General features: G+C 63.0%; 22 protein-coding genes, 1 tRNA gene and 2 pseudogenes. 9 read left to right on the top strand and 16 right to left on the bottom strand.

All coding sequences use genetic code 11. The features are described 5' to 3' along the window. Window positions 1–6: 6 nt before the first annotated feature. Window positions 7–756: an anti-sigma factor family protein gene (locus CR103_RS07350; RefSeq protein ID WP_099915343.1), complete on the bottom strand. Its 750-nt coding sequence runs from the start codon at window positions 754–756 to the stop codon at window positions 7–9. After that, on the bottom strand, window positions 756–1,259 hold the full coding sequence (locus CR103_RS07355) for an RNA polymerase sigma factor (protein ID WP_099915344.1): 504 nt from the start codon (window positions 1,257–1,259) through the stop codon (window positions 756–758). Before CR103_RS07355 ends, CR103_RS07350 begins: the two co-directional genes overlap by 1 nt. Window positions 1,260–1,398: 139 nt before the next feature. On the opposite strand from CR103_RS07355, the gene CR103_RS07360 reads away from it, so the two are divergent. Both CR103_RS07360 and CR103_RS07365 read left to right on the top strand, forming a co-directional pair. Further along, window positions 1,399–2,742 (top strand): S8 family serine peptidase, encoded by a 1,344-nt coding sequence (locus tag CR103_RS07360; protein ID WP_229442852.1) that lies wholly within the window; start codon window positions 1,399–1,401, stop codon window positions 2,740–2,742. 103 nt (window positions 2,743–2,845) lie between these two features. Beyond that, window positions 2,846–3,526, top strand: coding sequence for a hypothetical protein (locus CR103_RS07365; RefSeq protein WP_099915345.1), 681 nt, complete (start codon window positions 2,846–2,848; stop codon window positions 3,524–3,526). 54 nt (window positions 3,527–3,580) lie between these two features. Here CR103_RS07365 and CR103_RS07370 read toward each other — a convergent pair whose 3' ends face one another. From CR103_RS07370 to CR103_RS07390, 4 genes are all read right to left on the bottom strand, one after another. Then, a complete protein-coding gene (locus CR103_RS07370; RefSeq protein ID WP_099915346.1) occupies window positions 3,581–4,198 on the bottom strand; it encodes an LON peptidase substrate-binding domain-containing protein in 618 nt (205 codons plus the stop codon). A gap of 7 nt (window positions 4,199–4,205) precedes the next feature. Next, entirely contained in the window at window positions 4,206–4,577 is a 372-nt protein-coding gene (locus tag CR103_RS23975) for a P-loop NTPase family protein (RefSeq protein ID WP_307719687.1), read from the bottom strand. A 94-nt stretch (window positions 4,578–4,671) separates the two neighbouring features. Then, window positions 4,672–5,136 carry a cupredoxin domain-containing protein gene (locus CR103_RS07385; protein WP_229442854.1) on the bottom strand — a complete coding sequence of 155 codons (465 nt, stop codon included), beginning with the start codon at window positions 5,134–5,136 and terminating at the stop codon, window positions 4,672–4,674. A 347-nt stretch (window positions 5,137–5,483) separates the two neighbouring features. After that, window positions 5,484–5,966: an Lrp/AsnC family transcriptional regulator gene (locus CR103_RS07390; protein ID WP_099915347.1), complete on the bottom strand. Its 483-nt coding sequence runs from the start codon at window positions 5,964–5,966 to the stop codon at window positions 5,484–5,486. Window positions 5,967–6,207: 241 nt separating this feature from the next. Between CR103_RS07390 and CR103_RS07395 the strand changes: the two genes are divergently transcribed. From CR103_RS07395 to CR103_RS07405, 3 genes and pseudogenes are all read left to right on the top strand, one after another. Next, window positions 6,208–9,024 (top strand): TonB-dependent receptor, encoded by a 2,817-nt coding sequence (locus CR103_RS07395; RefSeq protein WP_099915348.1) that lies wholly within the window; start codon window positions 6,208–6,210, stop codon window positions 9,022–9,024. 97 nt (window positions 9,025–9,121) lie between these two features. Continuing rightward, a complete protein-coding gene (locus CR103_RS07400) occupies window positions 9,122–10,525 on the top strand; it encodes a M20/M25/M40 family metallo-hydrolase (protein WP_099915349.1) in 1,404 nt (467 codons plus the stop codon). Between the two features lie 141 nt (window positions 10,526–10,666). After that, window positions 10,667–10,924, top strand: a pseudogene (locus CR103_RS07405) (sensor domain-containing diguanylate cyclase); the annotation flags it as partial. 34 nt (window positions 10,925–10,958) lie between these two features. On the opposite strand, the gene CR103_RS07410 reads toward CR103_RS07405, so the two are convergent. Continuing rightward, window positions 10,959–11,546: an NnrU family protein gene (locus CR103_RS07410; RefSeq protein WP_099915350.1), complete on the bottom strand. Its 588-nt coding sequence runs from the start codon at window positions 11,544–11,546 to the stop codon at window positions 10,959–10,961. Window positions 11,547–11,900: 354 nt separating this feature from the next. Here CR103_RS07410 and CR103_RS07415 point away from each other — a divergent pair, with 354 nt between their 5' ends. The 3 genes from CR103_RS07415 to CR103_RS07425 all read left to right on the top strand — a co-directional run bounded on the left by CR103_RS07415 (window position 11,901) and on the right by CR103_RS07425 (window position 13,702). Beyond that, on the top strand, window positions 11,901–12,497 hold the full coding sequence (locus CR103_RS07415; RefSeq protein WP_099915351.1) for a CHRD domain-containing protein: 597 nt from the start codon (window positions 11,901–11,903) through the stop codon (window positions 12,495–12,497). Between the two features lie 224 nt (window positions 12,498–12,721). Continuing rightward, window positions 12,722–13,486, top strand: coding sequence for a class II aldolase/adducin family protein (locus CR103_RS07420; RefSeq protein WP_099915352.1), 765 nt, complete (start codon window positions 12,722–12,724; stop codon window positions 13,484–13,486). A gap of 9 nt (window positions 13,487–13,495) precedes the next feature. Next, window positions 13,496–13,702: a 4-oxalocrotonate tautomerase gene (locus tag CR103_RS07425; protein ID WP_267873978.1), complete on the top strand. Its 207-nt coding sequence runs from the start codon at window positions 13,496–13,498 to the stop codon at window positions 13,700–13,702. A gap of 138 nt (window positions 13,703–13,840) precedes the next feature. Here CR103_RS07425 and CR103_RS07430 read toward each other — a convergent pair whose 3' ends face one another. From CR103_RS07430 to ybiB, 9 genes and pseudogenes are all read right to left on the bottom strand, one after another. Further along, entirely contained in the window at window positions 13,841–14,122 is a 282-nt protein-coding gene (locus tag CR103_RS07430; RefSeq protein WP_099915354.1) for a hypothetical protein, read from the bottom strand. Between the two features lie 283 nt (window positions 14,123–14,405). Further along, window positions 14,406–14,484 (bottom strand) — tRNA-Ile (locus CR103_RS07435). Between the two features lie 101 nt (window positions 14,485–14,585). Further along, window positions 14,586–16,778 (bottom strand): RNA polymerase sigma factor RpoD, encoded by a 2,193-nt coding sequence (gene rpoD, locus CR103_RS07440; RefSeq protein ID WP_370659426.1) that lies wholly within the window; start codon window positions 16,776–16,778, stop codon window positions 14,586–14,588. Between the two features lie 538 nt (window positions 16,779–17,316). Next, window positions 17,317–19,113: a DNA primase gene (dnaG, locus tag CR103_RS07445; protein WP_099915356.1), complete on the bottom strand. Its 1,797-nt coding sequence runs from the start codon at window positions 19,111–19,113 to the stop codon at window positions 17,317–17,319. Window positions 19,114–19,217: 104 nt separating this feature from the next. Next, window positions 19,218–19,661, bottom strand: coding sequence for a GatB/YqeY domain-containing protein (locus CR103_RS07450; RefSeq protein WP_099915357.1), 444 nt, complete (start codon window positions 19,659–19,661; stop codon window positions 19,218–19,220). A gap of 138 nt (window positions 19,662–19,799) precedes the next feature. After that, window positions 19,800–20,012, bottom strand: a complete 213-nt coding sequence (gene rpsU, locus CR103_RS07455; RefSeq protein WP_008451879.1) for a 30S ribosomal protein S21 — start codon at window positions 20,010–20,012, stop codon at window positions 19,800–19,802. 127 nt (window positions 20,013–20,139) lie between these two features. After that, entirely contained in the window at window positions 20,140–21,360 is a 1,221-nt protein-coding gene (locus CR103_RS07460; protein WP_099915358.1) for a BaiN/RdsA family NAD(P)/FAD-dependent oxidoreductase, read from the bottom strand. A 394-nt stretch (window positions 21,361–21,754) separates the two neighbouring features. Further along, window positions 21,755–22,215: pseudogene (locus CR103_RS07465) on the bottom strand (SAM-dependent methyltransferase). Continuing rightward, window positions 22,199–23,206 carry a DNA-binding protein YbiB gene (ybiB, locus tag CR103_RS07470; protein WP_099915359.1) on the bottom strand — a complete coding sequence of 336 codons (1,008 nt, stop codon included), beginning with the start codon at window positions 23,204–23,206 and terminating at the stop codon, window positions 22,199–22,201. The pseudogene CR103_RS07465 and the gene ybiB overlap by 17 nt, the downstream one beginning before the upstream one ends. A 126-nt stretch (window positions 23,207–23,332) precedes the next feature. Here ybiB and CR103_RS07475 point away from each other — a divergent pair, with 126 nt between their 5' ends. Beyond that, entirely contained in the window at window positions 23,333–24,829 is a 1,497-nt protein-coding gene (locus CR103_RS07475) for a DUF4331 domain-containing protein (RefSeq protein ID WP_370659427.1), read from the top strand. The last annotated feature ends 32 nt before the right edge of the window (window positions 24,830–24,861 follow it).

Consider the following 24,861-nt stretch of genomic DNA (forward strand, 5'->3'; position numbering starts at 1 on the left):
GCCGCCCTAGCGCGACCAGCCGCGCTGCGCTGCCGCCCGCTCGCCCTTGGCGTCGAGCGACGGCCCTACCGCGCGCGCGTCGACCGCATCGAGCACCGCCGGCGGCATCGCGCTGCCGGCCTGGCGATAGGCGCCGGCCGCGCCACCGCCACTGTCGGTCAGCACCGGGATGGTCCACTGGCCGTCCGACCGGCACGCCAGCCCGGCCGCCCCGCCGACTGCGAACGTGCGGCAATACTGGCCCTCTTTGGCGACGAAGCTGACGCCGATCGTGATGGCGCTACCGGCGGCCGGCGGCGCGCTCGCCAGTTGCCGCGTCAAGGCCGTGTCGAGCTTGCCACGCGCGGTCAGCGTACCGTTGCTGCCACCCGAAGCGAAGGTGGTTTCGCCCTGCACGCTGTGCAAGCCGAGCGTGCCGGCCAGCACCCCGACCACCAGGGTGGCGGCAATCGCGCCCCATTCCGGCCACGACCAGCGGTGCGGCGTTTCGATGACGACCGGTTTCCTTGCCACCCGCACGCTGTCGAGATGGACCACCTTCGGCGAGCTTGACGCCGCCTGCCGCAGGCGCTGCGGCACCGGTTCGTCGAGCGTGCGGGCGAAGGCGCGGAACACGTCCCGGCGCAGCAAGATGTGCTGCTGCACCTTGGCCGCCAGCACCGGATCGACGCGCATGGCCAGCTCCACTTCGTGCCGCGTGCCAGCGTCGAGTTCGCCATCGGCAAACGCCATCAGGGTTTCATCGGTAAATCTCATCATACTGTCCTCGCTTGATCCGACAACAAACCTTGCAGCATTTCGCGCGCGCGCGCCAGCCTGCTGGTAAGGGTACCCATTGGAATGTCCAGCACGTCGGCCGCCTCCTTGTACGCCAGCCCGTCGACCAGCACCAGGCCGATCACCACCCGGTGATCGTGCGACAGCATGCTCATCGCTTTCTGGATTGCCATGCGCTGCTGCTGCGCCTCGGCCGACTCGTCGCCGACGTGTTCGCCGGCCTCCGCCGGCACCATGATGCGGTCGCGCCGCATCCGGGCACGCACCTCGTCGACCCAGGCGTTTTTCATGATGCGAAAGATCCAGCTGTCGAGCCGGGTGCCGGCCTGCCACTGGCCGGCGCGGCCGATCGCGCGCTCGATTGCAACCTGCACCAGGTCGTCCGCATCTTCGCGGTTCCAGGTAATGGCGCGCGCGAACCGGCGCAGCCGCGGCAGCAAGGCGGCAATGTCGGTATGGAGGGCGGTGGCGGGAAGTGTCATGGATAGGGGGTTAACGCCGCAGCCATGGCATTTGATCCCGGCTCCGTTCGTTTATTGATCAGGTGTTTGCGATGAACTAGTTTATCATCCGCCCATGAAGCCTCGCCACACCCTACTGCGCGTCCATTACTTGCGCTCGATGTTAGCGCTTACCCTCGCAGCAAGCGCTGGCGCCGCTCATGCGCAGCTGCGGCTGCCATCGATCAATTTACCTTCGTCATCGCCAATCGGCGGGATCGACGTCGACCGACTGGGCCAGCGCGGCGCCGCGTCGATCAGGGACGGCGTCCTGCCCGACCTGCCAAGTGTGCGTTCGCTGCGGCTGGACCAGGTCGGCAAGCTGTTGCGCCGGCACCGCGACGTGCTGGAGGCGGATCCGCAGGGCGAGCCGGTGGTGCGGCGCGAGATCCTCGCGTGGGGTATGGACCCGGCAGCGCTGGCGACGGCGCTGGCCGAGGGATCGCGCATCGAACGCGAGCTCGGTGACGACCAGCCGGGGTTGCCGGAACTACGCATGCTGGTGTTGCGCGTGCCCGACGGCAGCGAGACGGCGACCGTGCTGGCGCGGCTGCGCGCGCTCGATCCAGGCGGTGTCTACGACTTCAACCATATCTATACCGGCAGCGCGGCAGGCTTGACGGGCAGCACGACGGCAGGCGCGACGCATGTTGCCAGCTCGGTTGCCAGCCCGGTTGCCGGCGCCGGCGTTGCCCCGTCACGCGGCGGGCCGCGCGTCGGCCTGGTCGACAGCGGCGTCGACACCAGCCATGCGGTGTTCCAGGGCGCCCGCATCGAACGCTGGGGCTGTGCCGGCCAGCCCCACCCCAGCGCCCACGGCACCGCCGTCGCCGCGCTGATGGTCGGCCAGTCCGGCCGCTTCCGGGGCGGCGCGCCGCAAGCGGACCTGTACGCCGCCGACATCTATTGCGACAGCCCGACCGGCGGCTCGGCCGACAAGATTGCCGCCGCGCTGGCCTGGCTGGCTGGCGAAAAAGTCGCGGTCATCAACCTGAGCCTGGTGGGTCCGGCCAACGGGGCGCTCGAACGCATCGTCGGCGCGCTGCAGCAGCGCGGCCACCTGCTGGTCGCCGCGGTCGGCAACGACGGCCCCGCCGCGCCGCCGCTGTATCCGGCCAGCTACCCTGGCGTGGTCGGCGTCAGCGCGGTCGACCGCAACGGCCGCACGCTGCCGGAAGCGGCGCGCGGGCCGCAAGTCATGTTCGCCGCCCCTGGCAACCACATGGTCAGCGCGGCGCCCGGCGCACCCGCCTTCCGCCCGGTGCGCGGCACCTCGTTCGCCGCACCGCTGGTGGCCGCGCTGTTGTCGCAATCGGTGGCAGGCCCAAGCAAGGCGCAGGCCGCCGCCGCCATCGCCGCGCTGGCCAGGCAGGCCGTCCGCGCCGACGGCGCGACCGTCAGCAACGAGACCGGTTACGGCATCGTCGGCGCGGCGCTGCGGATCGACCCGGCCAGCGTCCGATAATTTTTTATTTGATTTATTTTCCGGCCGATGGATTAAATTGAAGAGCTCGCTCGTTATCCCTGTAACCGCGGCGTAATGGCCGCACAACCAGAGGAGAACTATCATGATGAACAAATTACTCGCCAAGCACATCGCAAAACACCTCGCTATCGTGATCTCGCTCGGCGTTGCCGCTTCGGCACAGGCGCAACTGCTGGGTGGAAGCGGCGGCGGCGGCATCGGCGGCATGATCGGTGGCGGCGGCATGATCGGTGGCGGCGGCAGCATGGGGTCGATGGGTCAGATGGGCCAGATGGGCGGGCGCGGCGCCCTCGGCGGCGGCGGATCGATCGGCCACCAGGTCGACACCGACAGCCTGCGCCGGCCGGCCAACACCGACGGCAATGCCAGCGGCAGCGGTTCCGGCGGTCTTGTCGGCAACCTGAGTGGTAACCTGCGCGGCGGACGAGCCGATGCCGCGGCCGATGGCCAGGCCTCGGGCGGCGGCAACGCATCGGGCAAGCTCGGCACCGACGGCATTGGCGGCGGCATGCGCGGCGCGGCACAGTCGGCGCGTGACGGGGCGCGCTCGCAAGCGGACACCACGCGCGGTTTTGCACAGTCCACCGAGGCCAATAGCCGCGCCAGCGCCAACGGTGCGGGCCAAGCCACGGCAGGCGGCTTTGGTAAAGCCGTCAGTACCGCCAGGTCAGTGCAGGTATCGCCATCGGCCAATGCCGATGCCGGTATCAGCGGCAACGCCGATGCCGGCGGCTCGGCGAGCGGCGGCGGCGGCACGCGGTAATCGTCAACCGGAGCGAACCGAAAGGCGCAGGCAGCTGCGCCTTTTTTACCGGGTTCACGAAGTAATCAGGCCATGCTCGTCGAGCAGGTCGTGCATCAGTTCGAGGCGGATCAGCGGATTGTCGAGCATCAGCAAGCCGTGTTTTTGCGCCATCGTCAGCGGCAGCAGTTCGCACCAGCGGTTCGATACCCAGCCGCAATCGTCGAGCTGAAACGGCAGCCGCACCGGCCAGCGCTCTTCGGGCACGTCGCCAAGCGAGGCGAGCACGCGCTCGAGGGCATCGGCGGCGCCTTGCAGTTCAGAGGGTATGCGCACCGGCAGGTCGGCGACGACGAACTCGACCTCGGCCGTCCACAGGCCGTTGCCGCGCCGCTTAGAGGCGTTGACGCGAAAGCGCGCGCCGCCGCGGCAGATCGCCTGCATCAATCCGGGCGATGGCGTGCCGCTCTCTTCGACCGTCGCCAGCGTGCCCGACTGGACAAATTTTTCCATCATTTCAGGTTTGCGCACTTCCTGCCCCTCGGTCAGCATGACGACGCCGAACGGGCTGCCGCTGGCGATGCACGTGCCGATCATGTCGAGGTAGCGCACTTCGAAAATCTGCAACGGCAGCACGCCTTCGGGGAACAGCACGGTACCGAGCGGGAACAACGGAATGGAAATCATGGTCATGCGCGCATCATGCCAGAATCGCGCACCGGGCCGGCGCACGATCGGCCATCAAGCTTGCATACCGAGCTCGGCCAGGAACAAAGCTCTCGACATCGTCGGTGATCAGGAGCACGCTGTGGCGCTCTTCTTGCAAGATGCGCAGCAACCCGGTGCGCACGCGCAGGTTCGTCAACGCGTCGAGGGCTGAAAACGGCTCGTCCATGTAAACGATCTCGGGCTTGGCCAGCAGCGCGCGCGGATAGCTGTGTTCAAAGCCCTTCAGGCCGACCAGGCCGATGATGATCATGCCGGCGATTACCAGGTCGTCGCGGTTGCCGGCATTGCGCGAGTCGATGATCAGGTAGCCCAGGCCCGAGCGCGGCGCGATCATTTCGGCCACCACCACCACCACCACGCCACGGCGTCGGGAAGATCACGCTGGCCGTTTGCACGACGACGATCCATCACCGCGCCGGCACGGCGCCAATCATTGTTCATCCTGGCGATTGTTTTTTCAAGTAACGGATCGCGTGGCTGAGCGCGCCGAGGCGCCACTTCAGCCGCTCGAGCCCGGGGTCGGGCAAGGCCACTACCGACACCGTCATCTGCCCGCTGGCGTGGGCGGTGCAGGCGAACTGGTAGTCCGAGGCTTGCTCGAACGGCAGCCGAAAATCCTGGCCGGGCATGATCAGGACCGGGCCGAACAGCTGTGGCACGCTGTCGCTGTTGCGCAGCAACAGCACGTCCTGCACGCCGAGCGTCAGCCGCACGACTGTTGGCAGGATGTCGACCTTGTCGCCGGCCATCCGGCGCGCGTGGGTGCCTTTCGGGATATCGAATAATTGATCGCGGTTGGCGTACTTGAGCGGCGCCAGCGCAGCCCACGCCAGCGCCAGCGCCAGGCAGAAGACTGTCAGTGAGGCGAGCGGGTGGCGCCGCATGATCGGGACCATGTTCATTAATGAATGTTTACCTGGTTGCTGTTCATCTAGTTGCTGAGCAACAGGCGAACGTCATGCACGCTGTCGGCAAGCTTGGCGCGCGCAAGTGACGGCACAGCCAGCGGCAGCCGGTCGGTAACGGCAGTTTCGACAGTCATGGCATGGTCGTTGCGAAGGCCGGATGCGGGTGGAAAAGCTGGCGCCGATTGTATACTACGGCGTGTTTCCTGTAGTAAATCTACAGCACCGACTATCTCGGGCAAGCCAGCAGACTTCCGGCGATCGGAACACTATTGTCTTTGTTGTTATATTTACCATGTTTGCAGTGCACCCACGGCGGCGCCGTTCGTCGACAAAGGCCGGGCCTACCCCGCTGGCAGCGGCGGATTGGCCGTCGCCTTGACCTCTTTTAAAACGAACGAAGTGTAGACCTCCTTCACGCTTGGCAGCCCGTTAATGTATTTTTCGGCAAACAGGCCGTAGGCTTCCAGGTCTTCGGCCACCACCATCAGCTGGTGGTCGTAGCGGCCGGAAATGCGATGGCAGGCCAGCACCTGGGGAATCGCCAGCACCGCCTGCTCGAACTCCTGCACATATTGGGTGTGGTTCTTTTCGAGCGAAATATGGATGAACGCCATTACTTGGTAGCCGAGCTTGCGCGAGTCGAGCCGGGCGTTGTAACCGCAGATCACCCCTTCACTCTCGAGCCGCTTGACCCGGCGCCAGCACGGCGACGCCGTCAGCGACACCCGTTCGGCCAGGTCGGCGCTGGACAGGCGCGCATCCGACAACAGCTCGCCGAGAATTTTCAAATCAATACGGTCGAGCTTCACTTTTGCCACGTTCATGCTGGTTTTTTCCTATTTTTGAAACATTCATTGCAAAAGAAGTTGTGCACACTTGGCAAATATAGCAAATTATTGCAGTGCCCCACAGATATAATTTACCTTTGGGCAATAAGTCCGCACCGCAAAGCCGTCATTGACGTAGCGGATTTCGCCACCGCGCGCCGCTCCAACTTCGCGCCCGCTCCGCTGCGCCGTCCCATTCCCTATCTTTCAACCATCGCACTTTGAGGAGTACTACCCTATGTCGAATCAAAAATTCAAATTAAAGCCGTCGGTGATGCTGGTCGCCGCCGCGTTCGGGCCGTGCCTGCTGCTGCCGGCAACGGCTTTGGCGGCCGGCCAAGCGGGTGATTCCGCCGCCCCGAAAATGGAGCGGGTGATCGTGACCGGCTCGTCGATCAAGCGCATCGATGGTGAAACGGCGCTGCCGGTGCAGATCCTCAAGCGCGAGGACATCGACCGCATCGGCGCGTCGTCGACCGAGGAGCTGGTAAAGCAGCTCAGTTCGCTGAGCAGCAACGGCAGCTCGACGACAGCGGCCAACGCCTCCGGCTTCGGCGGCGGCAATATCGCCACGGTGTCGCTGCGCGGTTTGGGCAGCGCACGTACGCTGGTGCTGGTCAACGGGCGCCGCGTGGCAGTGTACGGCGGCGGCTCGGCAGGCGCGGCCGGCTCGTCGGTCGACATCAACAGCATCCCCTTATCCGCCATCGAGCGGGTCGAAGTGCTCAAGGACGGCGCCTCGGCGGTGTACGGCAGCGACGCCATCGCCGGCGTGGTCAACTTCATTTTGCGCAAGGATTTCAAAGGCGTCGAACTGACTGGCACCTACGGCCAGCCTGGCATCGGCGGCCACGGCAAGGACAAGAAGGCGGGCATCTTTGCCGGCATCGGCAACCTGGCCGAGAACGGCTACAACGTCACCTTCGGCGCTACCGTGCAAAAGACCGACCCGATCTTCGGCGTCGACCGTCCATACGCCAACCGCCTTAACGTCGCCGAGCAGAACGACCTGCTGTCGTCGATTACATTCCCGGCCAACGTCGCGCTGTACGGCAGCGGCGTGCTGGTCAACCCAAGGCTGCCAAATTGCGGGCCGGTGTCGCAGGTTTCGCCGTATACGCCGACCCGCTGCAGCTTCGACAACAGCCCGTTCGCGTCGATCCAGCCAGAGTCGCTCAAGGCGAGCGTAATGGCCAACGGCCGTTTGACCCTGTCGCAAAACGCCGAAGCTTATTTCGAGGCCAACTACACCAACAACAAGATCACCTCGACCACCCAGCCAGTGCCGATCGCCTACAACGCGATCACCACCGCCAGTAACCCATATGTGCCGGCCTACAAGCGGCTGATCGCGCAATACCCTGCGCTCGCCACCCGGCCCGCTTCGGCACTGGGCGGCTTTGTGCTGGTGCCGACCAGCCCGTATTACCCTGCCGCCTTTGCCGCCGCCAACGGCATGGCCGGCAAGCCGCTGCTGCTCAATTACCGCGACGTCGCCAACGGAGCGCGCCAGACCCGCGACAACGCCGAGAGTACCCGCTTCATGACGGGCGTGCGCGGCAACAAGTTTGGCTGGGACCTCGATGCGGCCCTGCTCTACAGCGAGAGCCGGGTCAACGAGGAGCTGTTGACCGGCTACGCGCAGTATTCGAAAGTGCTGCCGATCCTCAACAGCGGCCTGATCAATCCGTTCGGCGAGACGCTTGATAAAACCGCGCTGGCGCAAGCCCAGGCGGCCGAGTTCCGCGGCACCAGCTACGCCACCAAAACGTCGATGACCTCGCTCGACCTGAAGGGCTCGCGCGAGCTGTTCACGCTGGCCAATGGCGCGGTGGCGCTGGCGCTTGGCGCCGAGCTGCGCCAGGAAAAATTCGCCTACGACCCGTCGGTGGCAATCCAGACCGGCGACATCGCCGGCCTCGGCGGCAATGCCTTCCCGGTCACCGGCAAGCGCCGCGTGTCGTCGGCCTTTGCCGAAGTGAGCGTGCCGCTGGCGCGCAAACTCGACTTCGATGCGGCCGTCCGCTACGACAATTACGCGGGCGTCGGTCACACCGTCAATCCGAAGGCGTCGCTGCGCTGGCAGCCGACCAATACGTTCCTGCTGCGCTCGTCGGTCGGCACCGGTTTCCGCGCGCCGTCGCTGACCGACCTGTACACCCCGCAGGCGACCAGCGTGACGGCCAACGGCACGCGCGACCCGATCCGCTGTCCTGACATCAAGACCGGTACGCCGGGCGACTGCAGCTTCCAGTTCACCACCGTCACCGGCGGCAATCCGAACCTGCAGCCTGAAAAATCGCTGTCCTACACAGTCGGCGTGCTGCTCGAGCCGGTCAAGGAACTGTCGGTTAGCTTCGACGCCTTCCGCGTCAACCTGAAAAACGCCATCGTCGGCGGCGGCCTGTCGTCGAATTATTTCCTCGCCAACGCCGAGCGCGCCAAGCAGTACGAAGCGTTCATCCTGCGCGGCGCGGCGGACGGCAACGCCAGCGGCGTCGGCCCGATCACCGGCATCCTGCAAACCAACGCCAACCTGTTCAAGACGCAATTGGCCGGTGTCGACGTCGACGCCAAGTACGGCCTGCGTTTCGGCTCGGGCAACCGTGTGACGACGCGCGTCAGCGGCACCTATCTCGCAAAATACGACGTGCAAGGCCCGTCCGGCGCCTACACCAGCGCGCTCGACACGGCACTGAACGCCGGCGGCGGCGTGGTGCTGCGCTGGAGGCACACCGCCAGCGTTGCTTACGAGACTGGCCCGTTTAGCGCGTCGCTGTCGCAGAACTACCAGAAGGGCTACGTCGACGTGCTGGGCAACCGCGCACCGGCCGGCTCGACCCCGCGCAAGGTCAAGGCTTACCAGACCTTCGACGCGCAGCTGGCCTACAACGGTTTCAAGCCGGCCAAGCTGTCGCTGGGCGTCAAAAACCTGACGGACCGCACGCCGCCGTACACCAACCTGACGTCGAACTTCCTCGGCGGCTACGACGTCAGCTATGCCGACCCGCGCGGGCGTTTCGTCTACCTGACGGCAACCTATTCGTTCATGTAATAGTAGAGTAATCTTCAGGCCTGCTGAACCCGACCGGTCGGGTTCAGCAGGCCTGCCCGTCCGGTTTTTTACACGATCGCCTTTTAAGGATTTTTGAATGTCCCTCACCGTTTCCCAACAATCGCTGCTGGCGGTCCTGCTGGCCGCGGCCGGCGCCGCTGGAGCTGCCGCAGTAACTAGCACAGTAACTACCACGACCGCCGAACCGAACGCCGGCGCCCGCCAGGCCCAGATCGACGCCATCGTGCGCGAGATCTCGCCACAGCGCATCCAGGCCACCATCGACAAGCTGGTCAGCTTCGGCACCCGCCACACGATGTCCGACACCGTCTCCGACACGCGCGGCATTGGCGCGGCGCGGCGCTGGATCAAGGCCGAGTTCGAGCGATGCGGCGCGGTCGCCGGCGGCCGCCTTCAAGTCGCCTTCGACAGCCACCTGCATCCGGTCGACCGGCGCATCTCACGCCCGACCGAGATCGTCAACGTCGTCGCCACCCTGCCCGGCTTGCAGGCCGAATCGCGCGAGCGCATGTACGTCGTCAGCGGCCACTACGATTCGCGCAACACCGACGAGAACGATGCCGTCAATGACGCCCCCGGCGCCAACGACGACGCTTCCGGCACCGCCGCCGTGATCGAGCTGGCGTGCGTGATGGCGCGTCACAAGTTCGACGCGACCTTGGTGTTCATGGCCGTCGCCGCCGAAGAGCAAGGCCTGTACGGCGCCGCCGACTATGCCGAAAAAGCGAAACAGAAAAAGCTCAACATCGCCGGCATGTTCACCAACGACATCATCGGCAGCTCTTACAACGAAGAAGGCAAGCGCGACAATACCCAGGTGCGCCTGTTCGCCGAAGGCATCCCGGCACTCAAGGACATGCCGGACAGCCTGCGCACCCTGATCGCCACCGGCGGCGAAAACGATTCGCTGCCGCGCCAGCTGGCGCGCCACGTCAAGGAGGTTGGCGAACGCTATGTCGACGACTTCAAAGTGACCGTCATCACGCGGCGCGACCGCTACCTGCGCGGCGGCGACCACGCCCCCTTCCTCGACCGCGGCTTCGCCGCCCTGCGCTTCACCGAGCCGGCCGAAAACTTCAACCACCAGCACCAGAACGTGCGCAAGGAAGGCGCGCTGCAGTACGGCGACCTGCTCGAATTCGTCGACCCGGCCTACATCGCGCAAGTAACGCGCATCAACGCCGCCGCGCTGGCGTCGCTGGCGCTGGCGCCGGCGGCGCCGCAGGAAGTCAAACTGCGCACCGCCAAGCTGGATAACCGCACCGAGCTGACCTGGCAGGCCAACGTCGAACCGGACCTGGCCGGCTACCGCGTCGTCTGGCGCGACACCACCGCCGCCCAATGGCAAGGCAGCCAGTTCGTCGGCAAGGTGACGTCGGCCACGATGGCGCTGTCGAAAGACAATGTGTTTTTTGGCGTACAGGCGGTCGACAAGGATGGCAACGTCAGCGTGGCGACGTATCCGCTGCCGGCTCGCTAGGAACTGTCCTGCGTCCGGGTGGCCGCTGCTGGGCCGCCCGGACATATAATTTCTTGGCGGCAGTTAGCGTTTCCAGTGCACGATGGTGTCATTTCCTTTCGACGCCTTTCGCGCGTGCCTTCACCACCTCCCGACTCCACGCTCGTCGGCTTCATGTTCGACATCACCGCGCGCAAGCAGGCCGAAGACAAGATTTTGCAGTTGCAGCGCGAGCTGGAAGTGCTGTCCTACCGCGACAGCCTGACCGGCGTGGCCAACCGCCGCAGGTTCGACACCCTGTATCCGGTTGAATGGGCCAAGGCGCGCGCCACCGGCGGCGAGGAATTCGTGCTGCTGCCGGCCACCGACGAAGAAGCTGCCCGCAGCGTGGCCGAGCGCTGCCGCAAGCTGCTGGCGCGGCACGCGGACACTGTTTATAGGCACGGTCTAGCTATCAGGCGCCCGACCTGAAAGGAAGCACCCCGATCAGCGCGCCGTGCAGCCAGAAAGCGAACACCGCCCACGCCACGGCGCCAATTACGATGGCCATCGAGGTACCGCGTGCGGTGCCGGCGGCATAGGTAATGCCGGCGAGCCGATCGCGCCTGCGTTCAGCGATGAACGCCAGCACCGCCCAGGCCAGGAAGGCGCCGAACAACAGCAAGTCGGCGAGCGTGCCGTTCGCCAGCAGGTGCCCGACGGCCCACGCTTTCACGCCCAACACCATCGGATGATGAAACCGCGCCTTCAGGTGATTGCGCGGCACATAGGCTGCCGCCAGCAGAATGAAAGCGAACAGCGTCAGCAGGCCGGCGGCATGGCGCATCCCTGCAGGCGCGTTCCACAGCACCACTGGCGCCTGCCGCGCAACGCCGTAACCCCAGATGACCAGCCCCAAGCCGACGGCGGACAGCACCGAGAAACCCAGCTTCCAGGAATCCTCCCCCCGGCGCGCGATCTGCGCCTGGCGCCATCCGCCGGCAACCATGCGCACCGAGTGAAGGCCCAAGAAAATTGCCAAACCGATCATTAAAATTGTCATTACTTCGTCCTTTTGTTTGTCGGATTATTCATTTTAAGGCCAAGTTGGCAACTGAACATTTCAATGTTGCGCGCATATCGCGCCGGGGACAGTTTCGCTCCAGGGCGATCCGTGCCAGCGGCAGCTGCGTGGCTCGACAGTTCAGCTAGTGTGGGAATATCCTCAATCTGCCGGGTAGCTGAACGCTGTCACCAGAGGGTGGTCGAATAATCAAGTGTCTTTCGTTATGCCGACGGCAAGGGAGGACAAAGGAGCCGCCATGGCGCTTTTGTCGTCTGTTGGCGCCGGCGGGCACGATGCATGTTTCACTTCTCCACACAGGGTTCCGGCCCGCTTCACTGTACGAGGAATTCCATGCGCCACCTTCTGTCACCCTTGCTCGTCACTATCCTGCTCGGCGTCGCCAGCGCCGCCCAGGCCACCGTTACCAACTACACCACCACCTTGAGCGGCGCCAAAGAAGCGCCGCCCAACACCTCGCCCGGCACCGGCACGGTGGCAGTGCTGATCGACGACGTCGCCAACACGATGAAGTTGAACGTGAGTTTTTCCGGCCTCGTCGGCACCACGACCACCGCCCATATCCACTGCTGCACGCCCGAACCCTTGAGCGGCACGGCGTCGGTGGCGACGATGCTGCCGGTTTTTTCCATGTTTCCGCTTGGCGTCGTTACCGGCACATACAACATGACGTTCGACCTGCTGTCGGCAAGCACGTATAACCCGGCGTTTATCAGCGCAAGTGGCGGCACCCCGGCCCTGGCAGAAGCCGACCTTTTGGCCGGACTGATAGCGGGCACCGCTTACTTCAACCTCCACAGCACGGCTTATCCGGCCGGCGAAATTCGCGGCTTCCTGGTCGCAGCGCCCATACCGGAACCGGGCCACCTGGCAATGTGGGTAGCGGGACTGGCCGGCCTGGCGGGCGTGCGCCGGTGGCGCCGGCGGTAGCTGCATGGCGGGACCACCACGCGTAGGTACCGAGGTACCGAGGTACCGGTCTCGCCTCTTCTGACTTGCAATCTCGGCATGCCCCCAATGCAAGCCGGGTGAAGGCATGACGCCTGGCCGGCGCAATGCGGGCAATGACTTTATAATTTCGCTTGTCAGTGGCTGGTGCCGCGCGCCCGGGCGCGGGACGGTACGGCCACACCGGAATTCATTTAAGGTCATCAATGAGTATCTCATCCATCAAACCTGCATCGGCCGCCATCGACGCCGCCGAATGGCAGGTGCGCGTCGACCTCGCCGCGTGTTACCGTCTGTGTGCATTAAAACACTGGGACGACCTGATTTACACCCATATCTCGGCCACCGTGCCGGGCGAAGCGGGCCACTTCCTGATCAATCCATTCGGCGATCGTTTCGACGAAATCACCGCTTCCAGGCTCGTGAAAATCGATTTGCAAGGCAACATCATCGGCGATCAGGCAAGCCGTGTGAACGTGACCGGTTTTGCCATCCACGGCGCGGTCCACGCCGCGCGCGCGGACGCCATGTGCGTCATGCATTTGCATAACGAGAATGGCGTCGCCGTCGGCATGCAGCAAGCCGGCTTGCTGCCGCTGTCGCAGCATGCGATGCGGTTCTACGGCCAGATCGGTTACCACGACTACGAAGGCCTGGCGCTGTCGCCGCTTGAGCAGACGCGGCTGATCGAGCACCTCGGCGACTATCCGGCCATGCTGTTGCGTAATCACGGCACCTTGATTAGCGGTCGGACGATTGCGGAGGCGTACGTCTTGATGGATACATTGGACAAAGCCTGCGCCTTCCAGTTAAAAGCACAATCCGGCGGCGGCCCATTGAATATGCAGCCGCCCGACGTCTGCGCAAAAACTTACCGGGACTTGATCGGTGACGGCACTCCAGAAGGCATCCTCGAATGGCCGGCGCTGCTGCGCATGCTCGACGTGCTGTCGCCGTCGTATCGCAACTAATATTTTTTAATAAACAAAAGGAAAGCCATGCCAACCATTAACGTTCAATTATTCGAAGGCCGCACGGTCGAACAAAAGCGTGCCTTCGTCAAAGCCGTCACCGAGGCGACGGTGGCGACGCTTGCGTGTAGCGCCGGATCGGTCGACATCATCATCGAGGATGTCAAACGGGAAAACTGGGCGACTGGGGGGAAGCTGTGGTCTGAGTCCGACTGAAAAATCGAGGCCTGAAATCACTGCGGCGAACGTTGCGGCAACTCACCACCGTGCGGCTCTGGTCCGAAACGAAGCGGCAACAAGATATATACCAGCCCCCCGGGCGATTCAGCGCGGGGGTTTGTTCAAAAAAGAGCGTTACTCGGGGGTCTCGGGGTCCTCGTTGGCCCCCATTTCGTCCACAATCCGCTGGCAAACAGCGGAGCGAACCCGGGCCAGCTTTTCAACGTCGGTGCCTTCCATTTCGTAGGCTTCCTTGGCAGTCTCGTTCAAGGCTTGCATCAGTTCGCTAAGCAGGCCGATAGCAGGAAGAATGCTGTCGTGCTCTTTTTTCCATCTGAACAGAAGTGCACCGAGGCCAGCGATAGCGTAGTCTTCCTGCTGCTCGAGCTCGGCGGTGGCGGTGGTTATTTCTTGCATATAATTCCTTTTTGGTTGGCTTACGCCAGTATAGCGAAAGGGGCCCGCGCAGGCAGGCCGGTTCCCGACAGGTCACAGTCTTTGCCGCTGACTTGGACGCTACGTTGGCAAAAACGTTTTTGAAGATACACACTGGCGCTCGCCAAAAATGGACGGCAGCGCTGCGTTGATTATCGTTGAAGAATTTGCTTACCCGTCCGCTACATGGCATCCGACAATCGAGCACGCATAAAAAATGGCTGCAAGCGCAAGCGTGCAACCATTTGATTTTCAAAGCTAATTCTGGTGGGCCTCCCGTGAGTCGAACACGGCACCAACGGATTATGAGTCCGCTGCTCTAACCAAGCATGAGCTAGAGGCCCGAAATCGGTGCGGCGGGAGTTGCGCCAACTCGCCACCGTCCGGCGCTGGTCCGGAACGAAGTGGCGAGAGGATAGGGCGTTTGCCCTGCCCGCGTCAAGCCTTAGTTTCCTTCGAGGAAGCTCTTCAGCTTGTCGGAGCGCGACGGGTGGCGCAGTTTGCGCAGCGCCTTGGCCTCGATCTGGCGGATGCGCTCGCGCGTGACATCGAACTGCTTGCCCACTTCTTCGAGCGTGTGGTCGGTCGACATCTCGATGCCGAAGCGCATGCGCAGCACCTTCGCTTCGCGCGGGGTCAGTGAATCGAGCACGTCCTTGACGACACCGCGCATCGAGGCGTGCAAGGCGGCGTCCGATGGCGCCAGCGTGTTGTTGTCTTCGATAAAGTCGCCCAGGTGGGAGTCGTCATCGTCGCCAATCGGCGTTTCCATCGAGATCGGCTCTTTGGCGATCTTCATGATCTTGCGGATTTTGTCTTCCGGCATTTCCATCTTGATGGCCAAGGTGGCAGGGTCCGGCTCGGCGCCGGTTTCCTGCAAAATCTGGCGCGAGATGCGGTTCATCTTGTTGATCGTCTCGATCATGTGCACCGGAATGCGGATGGTGCGCGCCTGGTCGGCGATCGAGCGGGTGATGGCCTGGCGGATCCACCAGGTGGCATAGGTCGAAAACTTGTAGCCGCGGCGGTATTCGAACTTGTCGACCGCCTTCATCAAGCCAATGTTGCCTTCCTGGATCAGGTCGAGAAACTGCAAGCCGCGGTTGGTGTATTTCTTGGCGATCGAAATAACCAGGCGCAGGTTGGCCTCAGTCATTTCGCGTTTGGCCTTTCTCGCCTTCATTTCGCCGGCAGCCATCTGGCGGTTGATGTTGCGCAGGTCCGGCAGCGGCAGCACGACGCGCGCTTGCAGGTCGATCAGGCGCTGCTGCAGTTCCTTGATGGTCGGGATGTTGCGCCCGAGGATGGCGCTGTAGGCGTGGCCCGCGTTGACTTCGCCATCGACCCAGTCGAGATTGGTTTCGTTGCCCGGGAAGACCTTGATGAAGTGGGCGCGCGGCATGCCGCACTTGTTCACTGCAACGTCGAGAATCTGCTTTTCGATGTGGCGCACTTCGTCGACCTGGCCGCGCAGGGTGTCGCACAGCTTTTCGACGACCTTTGCCGTGAAGCGGATGCCGAGCAGCTCGTTGGAAATCGTTTCCTGCGCCTTGACGTAGGCTTTCGAGTTGTAGCCTTCTTTTTCGTAGGCTTTGCGCATCTTGTCGAACTGGACCGAGATGATCTCGAACTTGCCGAGCGCTTGCACTTTCAACGCTTCGAGCTGTTCGGCCGAGAAGCCGGCGGCGCCGGAGGCGTTGTTTTCCTCTTCTTCGACTTCTTCCTCTTCGTCGCCCTCTTCGCCTTCGTCGTCGTCGTCGGATGCGACCGGCGGCACGACGACGGCGACGTTGTCTTCGTTGTCGACCATGCCGTCGACGATTTCGTCGATCTTGGTTTCGTCGTTTTGGATGCGGATCGAGGCGGAAATGATTTCGGCGATCGTCACCGGGCAGGCCGAGATCGCCTGGATCATGTCTTTCAGGCCGTCTTCGATGCGCTTGGCGATTTCAATTTCGCCTTCACGGGTTAGCAGCTCGACCGAGCCCATTTCGCGCATGTACATGCGGACCGGGTCGGTGGTGCGGCCGAAGTCGGAGTCGACCGTCGACAGCGCCGCTTCGGCGGCCGCTTCGGCTTCGTCATCGCTGGTGACGGTAGCAACGTTGTCGGACAGCAGCAGCGTCTCGGCATCCGGCGCGTGCTCGTAGACGGCAATGCCCATGTCGTTGAAGGTGCCGATGATGCCTTCGATCGCTTCGGGATCGACGATGTTCTCGGGCAGGTGGTCGTTGATCTCGGCATACGTGAGGAAGCCGCGTTCCTTGCCGAACTTGATCAGGGTTTTGAGCTTTTGGCGGCGGCGCTCGAGTTCTTCCTCGGTCGCTTCGGTGTCCGACGAGAACGCGTCTTTCAGCAACGCCTTTTCCTTGGCCTTGCGGTCTTTCGCCTTGGCCTTGTCGACCGCCTTCAGTTCGGCGCGCTCGACCGCGTTCAGGGCGGCAACTTCATCGTTTTCGGGCTGGAATTCCTTCGGCTTGCGGCCGCGCCGGCCCGGCACCTTGACCGACGGCAAGACGTAGCCGGACGTGTCAATTGCGGCCAGGGTGGCGGCGTCGGTGGTCTGGCTGACGACAGGCGTGGTGCTCGCGGTGCGAGTTTCAGTCTTGTCTGGAGCATCATCCACCTTGGCGGACATGCTTCTTGGCTTTTCAGCCATTCTGGATTCGGGTTTCTTGATTGGCACAGGCGCTTTCGATGTCACAACGACTAGCTTTACGGTGGAATTAGATAAAGTTTGTTGCCGCCCTATCCGGGCCTACGTCTCCCGGCCAACCCTCGCGGGCCAGCCTGGCACTGCTGCACTCTTACACCTTTACATCACATCGCAAACACGTTCCGCGCTGCCGTTTCCGGCAGTAATCTACTGCAACACAGCGGCGGTTGGGGGCGTGAGCCGGATTGGGTGCGAGGCAAACTCGTGTTTGCCGCTGTTGCACATTGCGCCAATGCGCCCAAAGCTTGCCCTAGCTGCCGACGCCACCGTTTCGCGCTGATCAAGAGCCAAACTGCCTGACATACCGTGTCGCTTTGAAAGAGAGGATCATTTCAAAGGAAACAATACTTATCGTTTTATTATAGCATGCAGCCCAACTTTTTCCAGTCATGGCAACCCCTTGATATGGAGCAATTTTTACAACTTAGTTATCAAATTAGTTAGCAACCTAATTAGCAACTTATCGCTGCGTCATATCGGCAGCAATTTCGCGCCTCAGCTCTTCTTGCATGGCAGTAATTTCGCGGTAACGAACTCCGATCTGATCTGAGGTCAGTCCGGAAGAAAACAACTGGTTGAGCTCCAGTTTTAATGCGTCCAGTTTGATCTGTCTCACAGCGCCCGACAGCCACAGTTTGACCGCGTCAAGGTCCGATTCGGGTTCAGAAGCGATTTCGGCGATCAGGCTGTCGTATTCGACGCCTGCCTCTTTCAGGTGCTGGGAAAACGCAGCGAAGCCGCCATTCGGCCCCAGTGCCTGGCCGGTCGCTACCAGTTGCCGCAGCCGCTGCGCCGATTCGGCGCCGAAAAAGTCAAAACACTGCAAGGCAGCTTCGTCGAGCTCGAAGCACAGCGGCGGGTGGGCCACCAAAATACGCAGGATCTGCAGCTCGAGCCCGACCGGTTGCGGCCTGCCTTTGCGCGGCGGCGCCCGGCGCGCCACCGACACCGGCTTTGCCAGTTCGAACAACGTTTCGATCTCTGCCGGGGTTGACTGCGTCATGCTGGCCAGCCCGCGCACGATCTGCAGGCGCAGCGAGGTCGGTGCCATCGCCTGCAACAAGGACTTGGCGTCGAACTGGGCGCGGGCGCGCCCTTCCGGTGTCGTCAGGTCGTTTTCGCCCGCCACCTCACGCAGCAAAAATTGCGACAACGGCATTGCCTCATTGATTTCTTGTTCGAACGCTTCGAAGCCGCGCTCGCGCACGAAACTGTCCGGGTCGTGCTCGGTAGGCAAAAACAGGAACTTGATGGCCTTGTTGTCGGACACTTGCGGCAGGCACGCTTCGAGGGCGCGGCGGGCCGCCTTGCGGCCGGCGCGGTCGCCGTCGAAGCTGAAGATGACGCTATCGGTCTGGCGCAGCAACTTTTGCACGTGGGTCGAGGTGCAGGCAGTGCCGAGCGTGGCCACCGCTTGCGGAAAGCCCAACTGCGCCAGCGCAACCACGTCCATATAACCTTCAGTGACCAGCACGTAACCGGCGTCGCGGATCGCCTGGCGCGCTTCGAACAGGCCATACAGCTCGAAACCCTTCTGGAACAGCGGCGTTTCCGGCGAGTTCAGGTATTTCGGCTCGCCTTGATCGAGCACGCGACCGCCGAAGCCAATCACCTGGCCCTTGGTGTTGCGGATCGGAAACATGATGCGTTCGCGAAAGCGGTCGTAGCGCTTCTTGTTGCCGCCGTCTTCATCGACCTTGTCGATCACCAGGCCCGCTTCGACCAGGGCCAGCGCGTCGTAGTCGGGGAACACCGCTTTCAGACTGTCCCAGCCGCTCGGCGCGTAGCCCATGCCGAAGCGGGCCGCCACTTCGCCCGTCAGGCCGCGCTTCTTCAGGTAGGCGATGGCGTTGTCGGCGCCGCGCAGCTGGCCACGGTAAAAGTCGCACGCTTGCGTCATGGCGTCGGTCAGCGCCAGCGACTGGGCCTGGTTGGCGGCGCGCTGGGCCGGCGCGATCTTGTCGTCGGCTTCCGGCACCACCATGCCGACGTTTTGCGCCAGGTCCTTGACCGCATCGACGAAACCCATGCCGGAGTATTCGATCAGGAAGCCGATCGAGGTGCCATGGGCGCCGCAGCCGAAGCAGTGGTAGAACTGCTTGGTCGGGCTGACCGTGAAGCTGGGGGATTTTTCGTTGTGGAACGGGCACAAGCCCATGAAATTGGCGCCGCCCTTTTTCAGCTGGACGTAACGGCCGACCACGTCGACGATGTCGACCCGGTTGAGCAAATCGGTAATAAATGATTGTGGAATCACGGTCGATGAACAGTCTTTATTGAAAGTCAGACTATACCGCCGGGGTCGCATCAGCTTGATTTAGGACAACTGACGGGCTCCGGCGGCTTCCAGGGGGCAGCCCCCTACGTCAGCGCCTTTTTGATCATGGTCGAGACCAGCCCCATGTCGGTACCCTTCGGCATTTTCGGCTTGATGATCGCCATCACCTTGCCCATGTCCTGCGGACCGGCGGCGCCCGAGGCAGCAACTGCTTCGGCGACAGCGGCACCGATCTCGGCTTCCGACAGGCCGGCCGGCATGTAGGTCGCCAGTACGGCCAGTTCGGCCTTTTCGATGTCGGCCAGGTCGGCCCGGTTGCCCGCTTCGAACTGGGTGATCGAATCCTTGCGCTGCTTGATCATTTTTTCAAGGATCACCAGCACCTGCTCGTCGTTCAGTTCGATGCGCTCGTCGACTTCCTTGCGCTTGATTTCAGCCAGGATCAGGCGCACGGTGCCCAGCTTGCCGGCATCCTTGGCCCGCATCGCGGTTTTCATGTCTTCGGTGATTTGTTCTTTTAAGCTCATGTCATCCTCACTTTGAAAGTCTTACTGATGAAGTACAAATGGCAAAACCCGCTGCGGTTATACCGGAGCGGGCCTGCGACGCTTCAGACCATCATCCGGGGAGGCAATCGCCGTCACCGGATCACTGGACTAGCAATCTTAGAATAATTTCTTAGGCAGTTGTTGGCTGCGAATGCGCTTGTAGTGACGCTTCACGGCAGCTGCCAGCTTGCGCTTGCGCTCAGCCGTTGGCTTTTCATAGAACTCGCGGGCGCGCAGTTCTGTCAGCAGACCGGTTTTTTCGATCGTGCGCTTGAAGCGACGCATGGCGACTTCGAACGGCTCGTTTTCTTTAAGGCGAATAGTGGTCATGTAAAAATCAAACCGTTAGATTAGGGGAGGAACGAGATTCTAGCATCGTTTTCCGCGCAGGGGAAGCTTTTTACTGAGCTATTTTGCCATAGCCCCCTGGTTGCGGCGCCGTTTTGCCGGGTTTGTGTCACCTTTCGCCGGCCAGCGCAATCCCCGCGGCAGCGGCTGACGCCCATGCCCACTGGAAATTGTAACCGCCCAGCCAGCCAGTCACGTCGACCGCTTCGCCGATGAAATACAGGCCCGCCACCTTGTTGGCCATCATGGTCTGCTGCGACAGTTCGCGCGTGTCGACACCGCCCAGCATGACCTCGGCCTTGCGGTAGCCCTCCGAGCCGGCCGGCACGATCGACCAGCGGTTGATGGCGTCGCCGAGCTTACGCAGCCGGGCGTCCTGCATGTCGGCCAGGCGCGCGTCGAGGGCGAAGCCGTGCGCTGCCAGCAGCCCTTCGGCCAGGCGCGCCGGCAGCCACTGCGACAAGATGTTGCCCATCTGTTTTTTCAGCGTCGCCTTGCCCTCGATCAGCGCCTCGGCCACGTCGATTTCCGGCAGCAGGTTGACGATGATCGGCGTGCCCGGCTGCCAGTAGCTGGAAATTTGCAGGATGGCCGGGCCGGACAGGCCGCGGTGGGTGAACAGCAAGTCTTCGCGGAACTTGCCTTTTACATTGCCCTTGCCTTTTCCGGAGCCGGTCTCGACCTCGACTTCAAGGGCGATGCCGGCCAGCGGCGCGAAAGTCTCCCAGCTCGGGCCGTCAAACGTGAGCGGCACCAGGCCCGGGCGCGGCTCGACGACGCCTAAGCCGAATTGGGTGGCGATACGCAAACCGAAGTCGGTGGCGCCGATCTTCGGGATCGACAGCCCACCGGTGGCGATCACCACGTTGTCGGCCAAGATGTCGCCGGTGTCGGTGGCCAGCAAAAAGCCCTCGAGCGTCTTGTCGATCGACTCGACCTTGGTCGGCATGCGCCAGGTGACGCCGCCGGCGGCGCACTCGTCCTTGAGCATCCCGATGATCAATTCGGCCGAATCGTCGCAGAACAGCTGGCCGCGATGCTTCTCGTGATAACCGATGCGGTGTTTTTTCACCAGCGCGATGAAGTCATGCGGCGTGTAGCGCGACAGCGCGCTCTTGGCGAAGTGCGGATTGGCCGACAGGAAATTGGCCGGCGCCGTGTTGATGTTAGTAAAATTGCAGCGCCCGCCGCCGGAAATGCGGATTTTTTCGGCCAGCTTGGCGGCATGATCGATCAACACCACGCGCTTGCCGTTCTGGGCGGCCACAGCCGCGCACATCATGCCGGCGGCGCCGGCGCCGATTACCGCTACATCGAATTGTTTTGCCATGGTTGCTGCCGATTCCGCTAATCACTAAAGGCGTGATTGTAAACTGCGCGGAGCTTGTTGGCTAAGCGAGCTGAATGGGGTCCCCGCGTGCGCGAGGACGACCGGCATAGGGCATCAATTGCCGTCGTCCTTGCGCACGCGGGGACGACCGGCATAGGGCATCAATTGCCGTCGTCCTTGCGCATGCGGGGACGACCGGCATAGGGCATCAATAGCCGTCGTCCTTGCGCACGCGGGGACGGCCGGCATAGGGCATCAATAGCCGTCGTCCTCGCGCACGCGGGGACGGCCGGCATAGGGCATCAATAGCCGTCGTCCTTGCGCACGCGGGGACGACCGGCATAGGGCATCAATAGCCGTCGTCCTCGCGCACGCGGGGACCCCATTTGCCTGATCAGCGCAACGCACCACGTCCCCCACGACGATAATGCTCGGGCTGCCCAGCCCCGAGGCCGCCAGGTCGTCGATCAGATGTATCACATGTATCGTGTTGATCCTGGCGCTCGTGGCCGGTAACAAAAATCGCGCCCGAGCTCCAGTCGCGGTGCGTCAGCGGTATGCCGATCGAGGACGGCGCCACCAGTCCGCTGCTGATGCCGTTGACCGCTTCGACCTCGATTGCGGCCGCCATCAAAAAAGCGCGTTCCTCGCCGCCGCGGCCAAAGACGAACGGATCGCCGCCCTTGAGCCGCACCACGCAGCGGCCCGCTTGCGCCTCCGGCACCATCAGGCGCTCGATAAAATCCTGGGCGGTCGAACGGCAGCCGCGGCGATCGCCCGTGTCGCCTTTAACGTCAGCAGCTCCGGATCGCCCGGTCCTGCCCCCACCAGCCATACCTTAGCTGTTCTCTGCATGATTGCCGCCAGTGTTTGCCTGTATTGCCTTGGAGACTAGCAAACACTGTGCCACTTGTTCGAGGATCGACGGCGGCACCGGTACCTCCCCACTCAGGGCGCGGCGAATCCACGCGGCGGTGGTGGCTGCATCGCGGTCGGGCGGAACCTGCGCCAATTCGTCCGTCGGCGCGTCGCGCTGCACCAGGATCGTGCGCTCGCCGGCGTGGAACCAGTCGATCTGGTTGGCGCGGTTGGCGTTGGCGACCGTCTCGCCTTCGGTGCCGCGCATCAGGAAGGCGTCGCCGCGCCCGCTTGGCGCCGCAGTCGTAAAATAGTCGCCCAGCGTCGCCAGGTATTCGGGATGGGTGTACGACACCAGGCGCAACGCCGGCCCCTGGTATGGCTGCAGGATTTTGACCAGCGTATGGGTCGAGTTGCGCACGCCGAGGCGCCGGCGCAGCGACAGCAGATAAGCCATTTTAGGCGCCAGCTGCTCGACCGGCATGAAGCATGGACGTCCGAGTGCATGGGCCGCTTCGACGTCGGCCGCGCAGGCGGCCAGGCCTAAGCCGAGTTCGGCGAAGATTTCGGCGCTGGTGACCCGGCCCGGGTCGCGGCTGACGCCGTGCACCAGCACCGGCACGCCCTCGCGCGCCAGCAGCATCGCCAGCAGGGGCGTCAAATTGGCCATCTTGCGCGCGCCGTTGTAACTCGGGATCAGTACCGGCGCGTATGGGCCAGGCGGCGTCGGCAGCAAGGGAAAGGAAGCTTCGGCCGCGTCGAGAAAGCCGGCGATCTCGTCGACCGACTCGCCCTTGATGCGCATGGCCAGCATGATGGCGCCCATTTCGAGCTCAAGCACGCGGCCATCGAGCATGGCGCCGTACAGCGCGCGGGCGTCATTGCGCGCCAGGCTGCGCGCGCCTTTTTTGCCGCGGCCGATTTCCTTGATGAAGTGGGCGGCGGCAAAGGAACCGGGGTCAGCAGAGGTAGTAAAAGAAGTGTCCATGGACAAAGCTTACACCGGGCGGCGCAATATTTTTGTTAAAAAGTGAATCCATTGCCTAAACCACCTCGTATAACCAGGCGCCACCACACGGCGACCAAACCATTCTAGGAGCAATAAATGAAACAGATGAGCAAAAGAGCCAGCATCGGCGCCCTGATCGTCGGCAACCTGCTGGCCGTCGGACTGGCACCGTCGGCGATGGCGTCGAGCCACCGTGAAGCGCCGTTTATTACCCGCCAGCCGAAAGTCGACGGCACCGACTTCTACATGTTCCGCAGCTACCAGACTGGGCGCGCCGAGTACACCACGCTGGTCGCCAACTACATGCCGTTGCAAGATGCCTACGGCGGCCCTAACTATTTTTCGATGGACCCGGACGCGCTCTACGAGATCCACATCGACAACAATGGCGACGCCAAGGAAGACCTGACGTTCCAGTTTCGCTTCAAGAACACCAACAAGGATGCCCAGTTCACCATCGGCGGCAAGAAGGTGTCGATCCCGCTGGTGATTAACGGCGGCGCCATCGACGGCCCCAATGCAGCTGGCGTCAACCTGCGCGAAACCTACACCGTCAGCGTGGTGCGGGGCGATCGCCGTGCCGGCAGCCGCGCCGCCGTCACCAACGCCGACGGCAGCGGCAGCACCTTCGACAAGCCGATCGACAACATCGGCAACAAGTCCATTCCCAATTACGAAGCCTATGCCGCCAAGCACGTGTATGCCGTCAACATCCCCGGCTGCGCGACGCCGGCGCGCATGTTCGTCGGCCAGCGTAAGGACTCGTTCGCGGTCAACTTGGGCGAAACGTTCGACCTTATCAACATCAAGGCGCCGGCCGTCGAGTTCGACGCTAATGCCGAGAAAGGCGCCAAGGACGACCTCGCCTTCAAGAACGTCACCGCGATCGAACTGGAAGTGCCGACCGCCTGCCTGCTCAGCGCCACTGCCGGCGACCCGGTGATCGGCGGCTGGACCACTGCCAGCCTGCGCCAGGGTCGCCTGATCAATCCGACGCCCAAGTCGGACGCCGACGTTTCGCGCGAAGGCGGCGCCTGGACCCAGGTATCGCGCCTGGGCATGCCGCTGGTGAATGAAGTGGTGATCGGCCTGAAAGACAAGGACAAGTTCAACCACAGCAAACCGTCGGCCGATGCGCAGTTCGCCGACTACGTCACCAACCCGACCCTGCCGGCGCTGGTCGAAGTACTGTACGGTTCGGCCGGCGTCAAGGCGCCGACCAACTTCCCGCGCAATGACCTGGTGGCCGCCTTCCTCACCGGGATCAAGGGCGTGAACCAGCCGAAGACGGTTACAGCGTCCGAAATGCTGCGCCTGAATACCTCGATCGCCGCTACCGCGGTCGGTGCACAGCATCGCCTTGGCGTGATCGGCGGCGACAATGCTGGCTTTCCGAACGGCCGTCGTCCGGGCGACGACGTCGTCGACATCGCGTTGCGCGTGGTAATGGGCAAGCTATGCACGCTGAGCATCGGCTGCGTGCCTGCCGACGCGCCGGCCGGCGCCATCCGCTTTACCGACGGCGCCTATCTCGACGAGACGTTCTTCAATCCGACTTTTCCGTATTTGAAGACGCCGTTGCCAGGCTCGCCGCAGAAATAAGGACGGCATCAATCACTTAACCAGGAAAACAC

The sequence above is a fragment of the Massilia psychrophila genome (genome assembly GCF_002760665.1).
In the GTDB taxonomy this organism is placed as follows: Bacteria; Pseudomonadota; Gammaproteobacteria; order Burkholderiales; family Burkholderiaceae_D; genus JAFCUW01.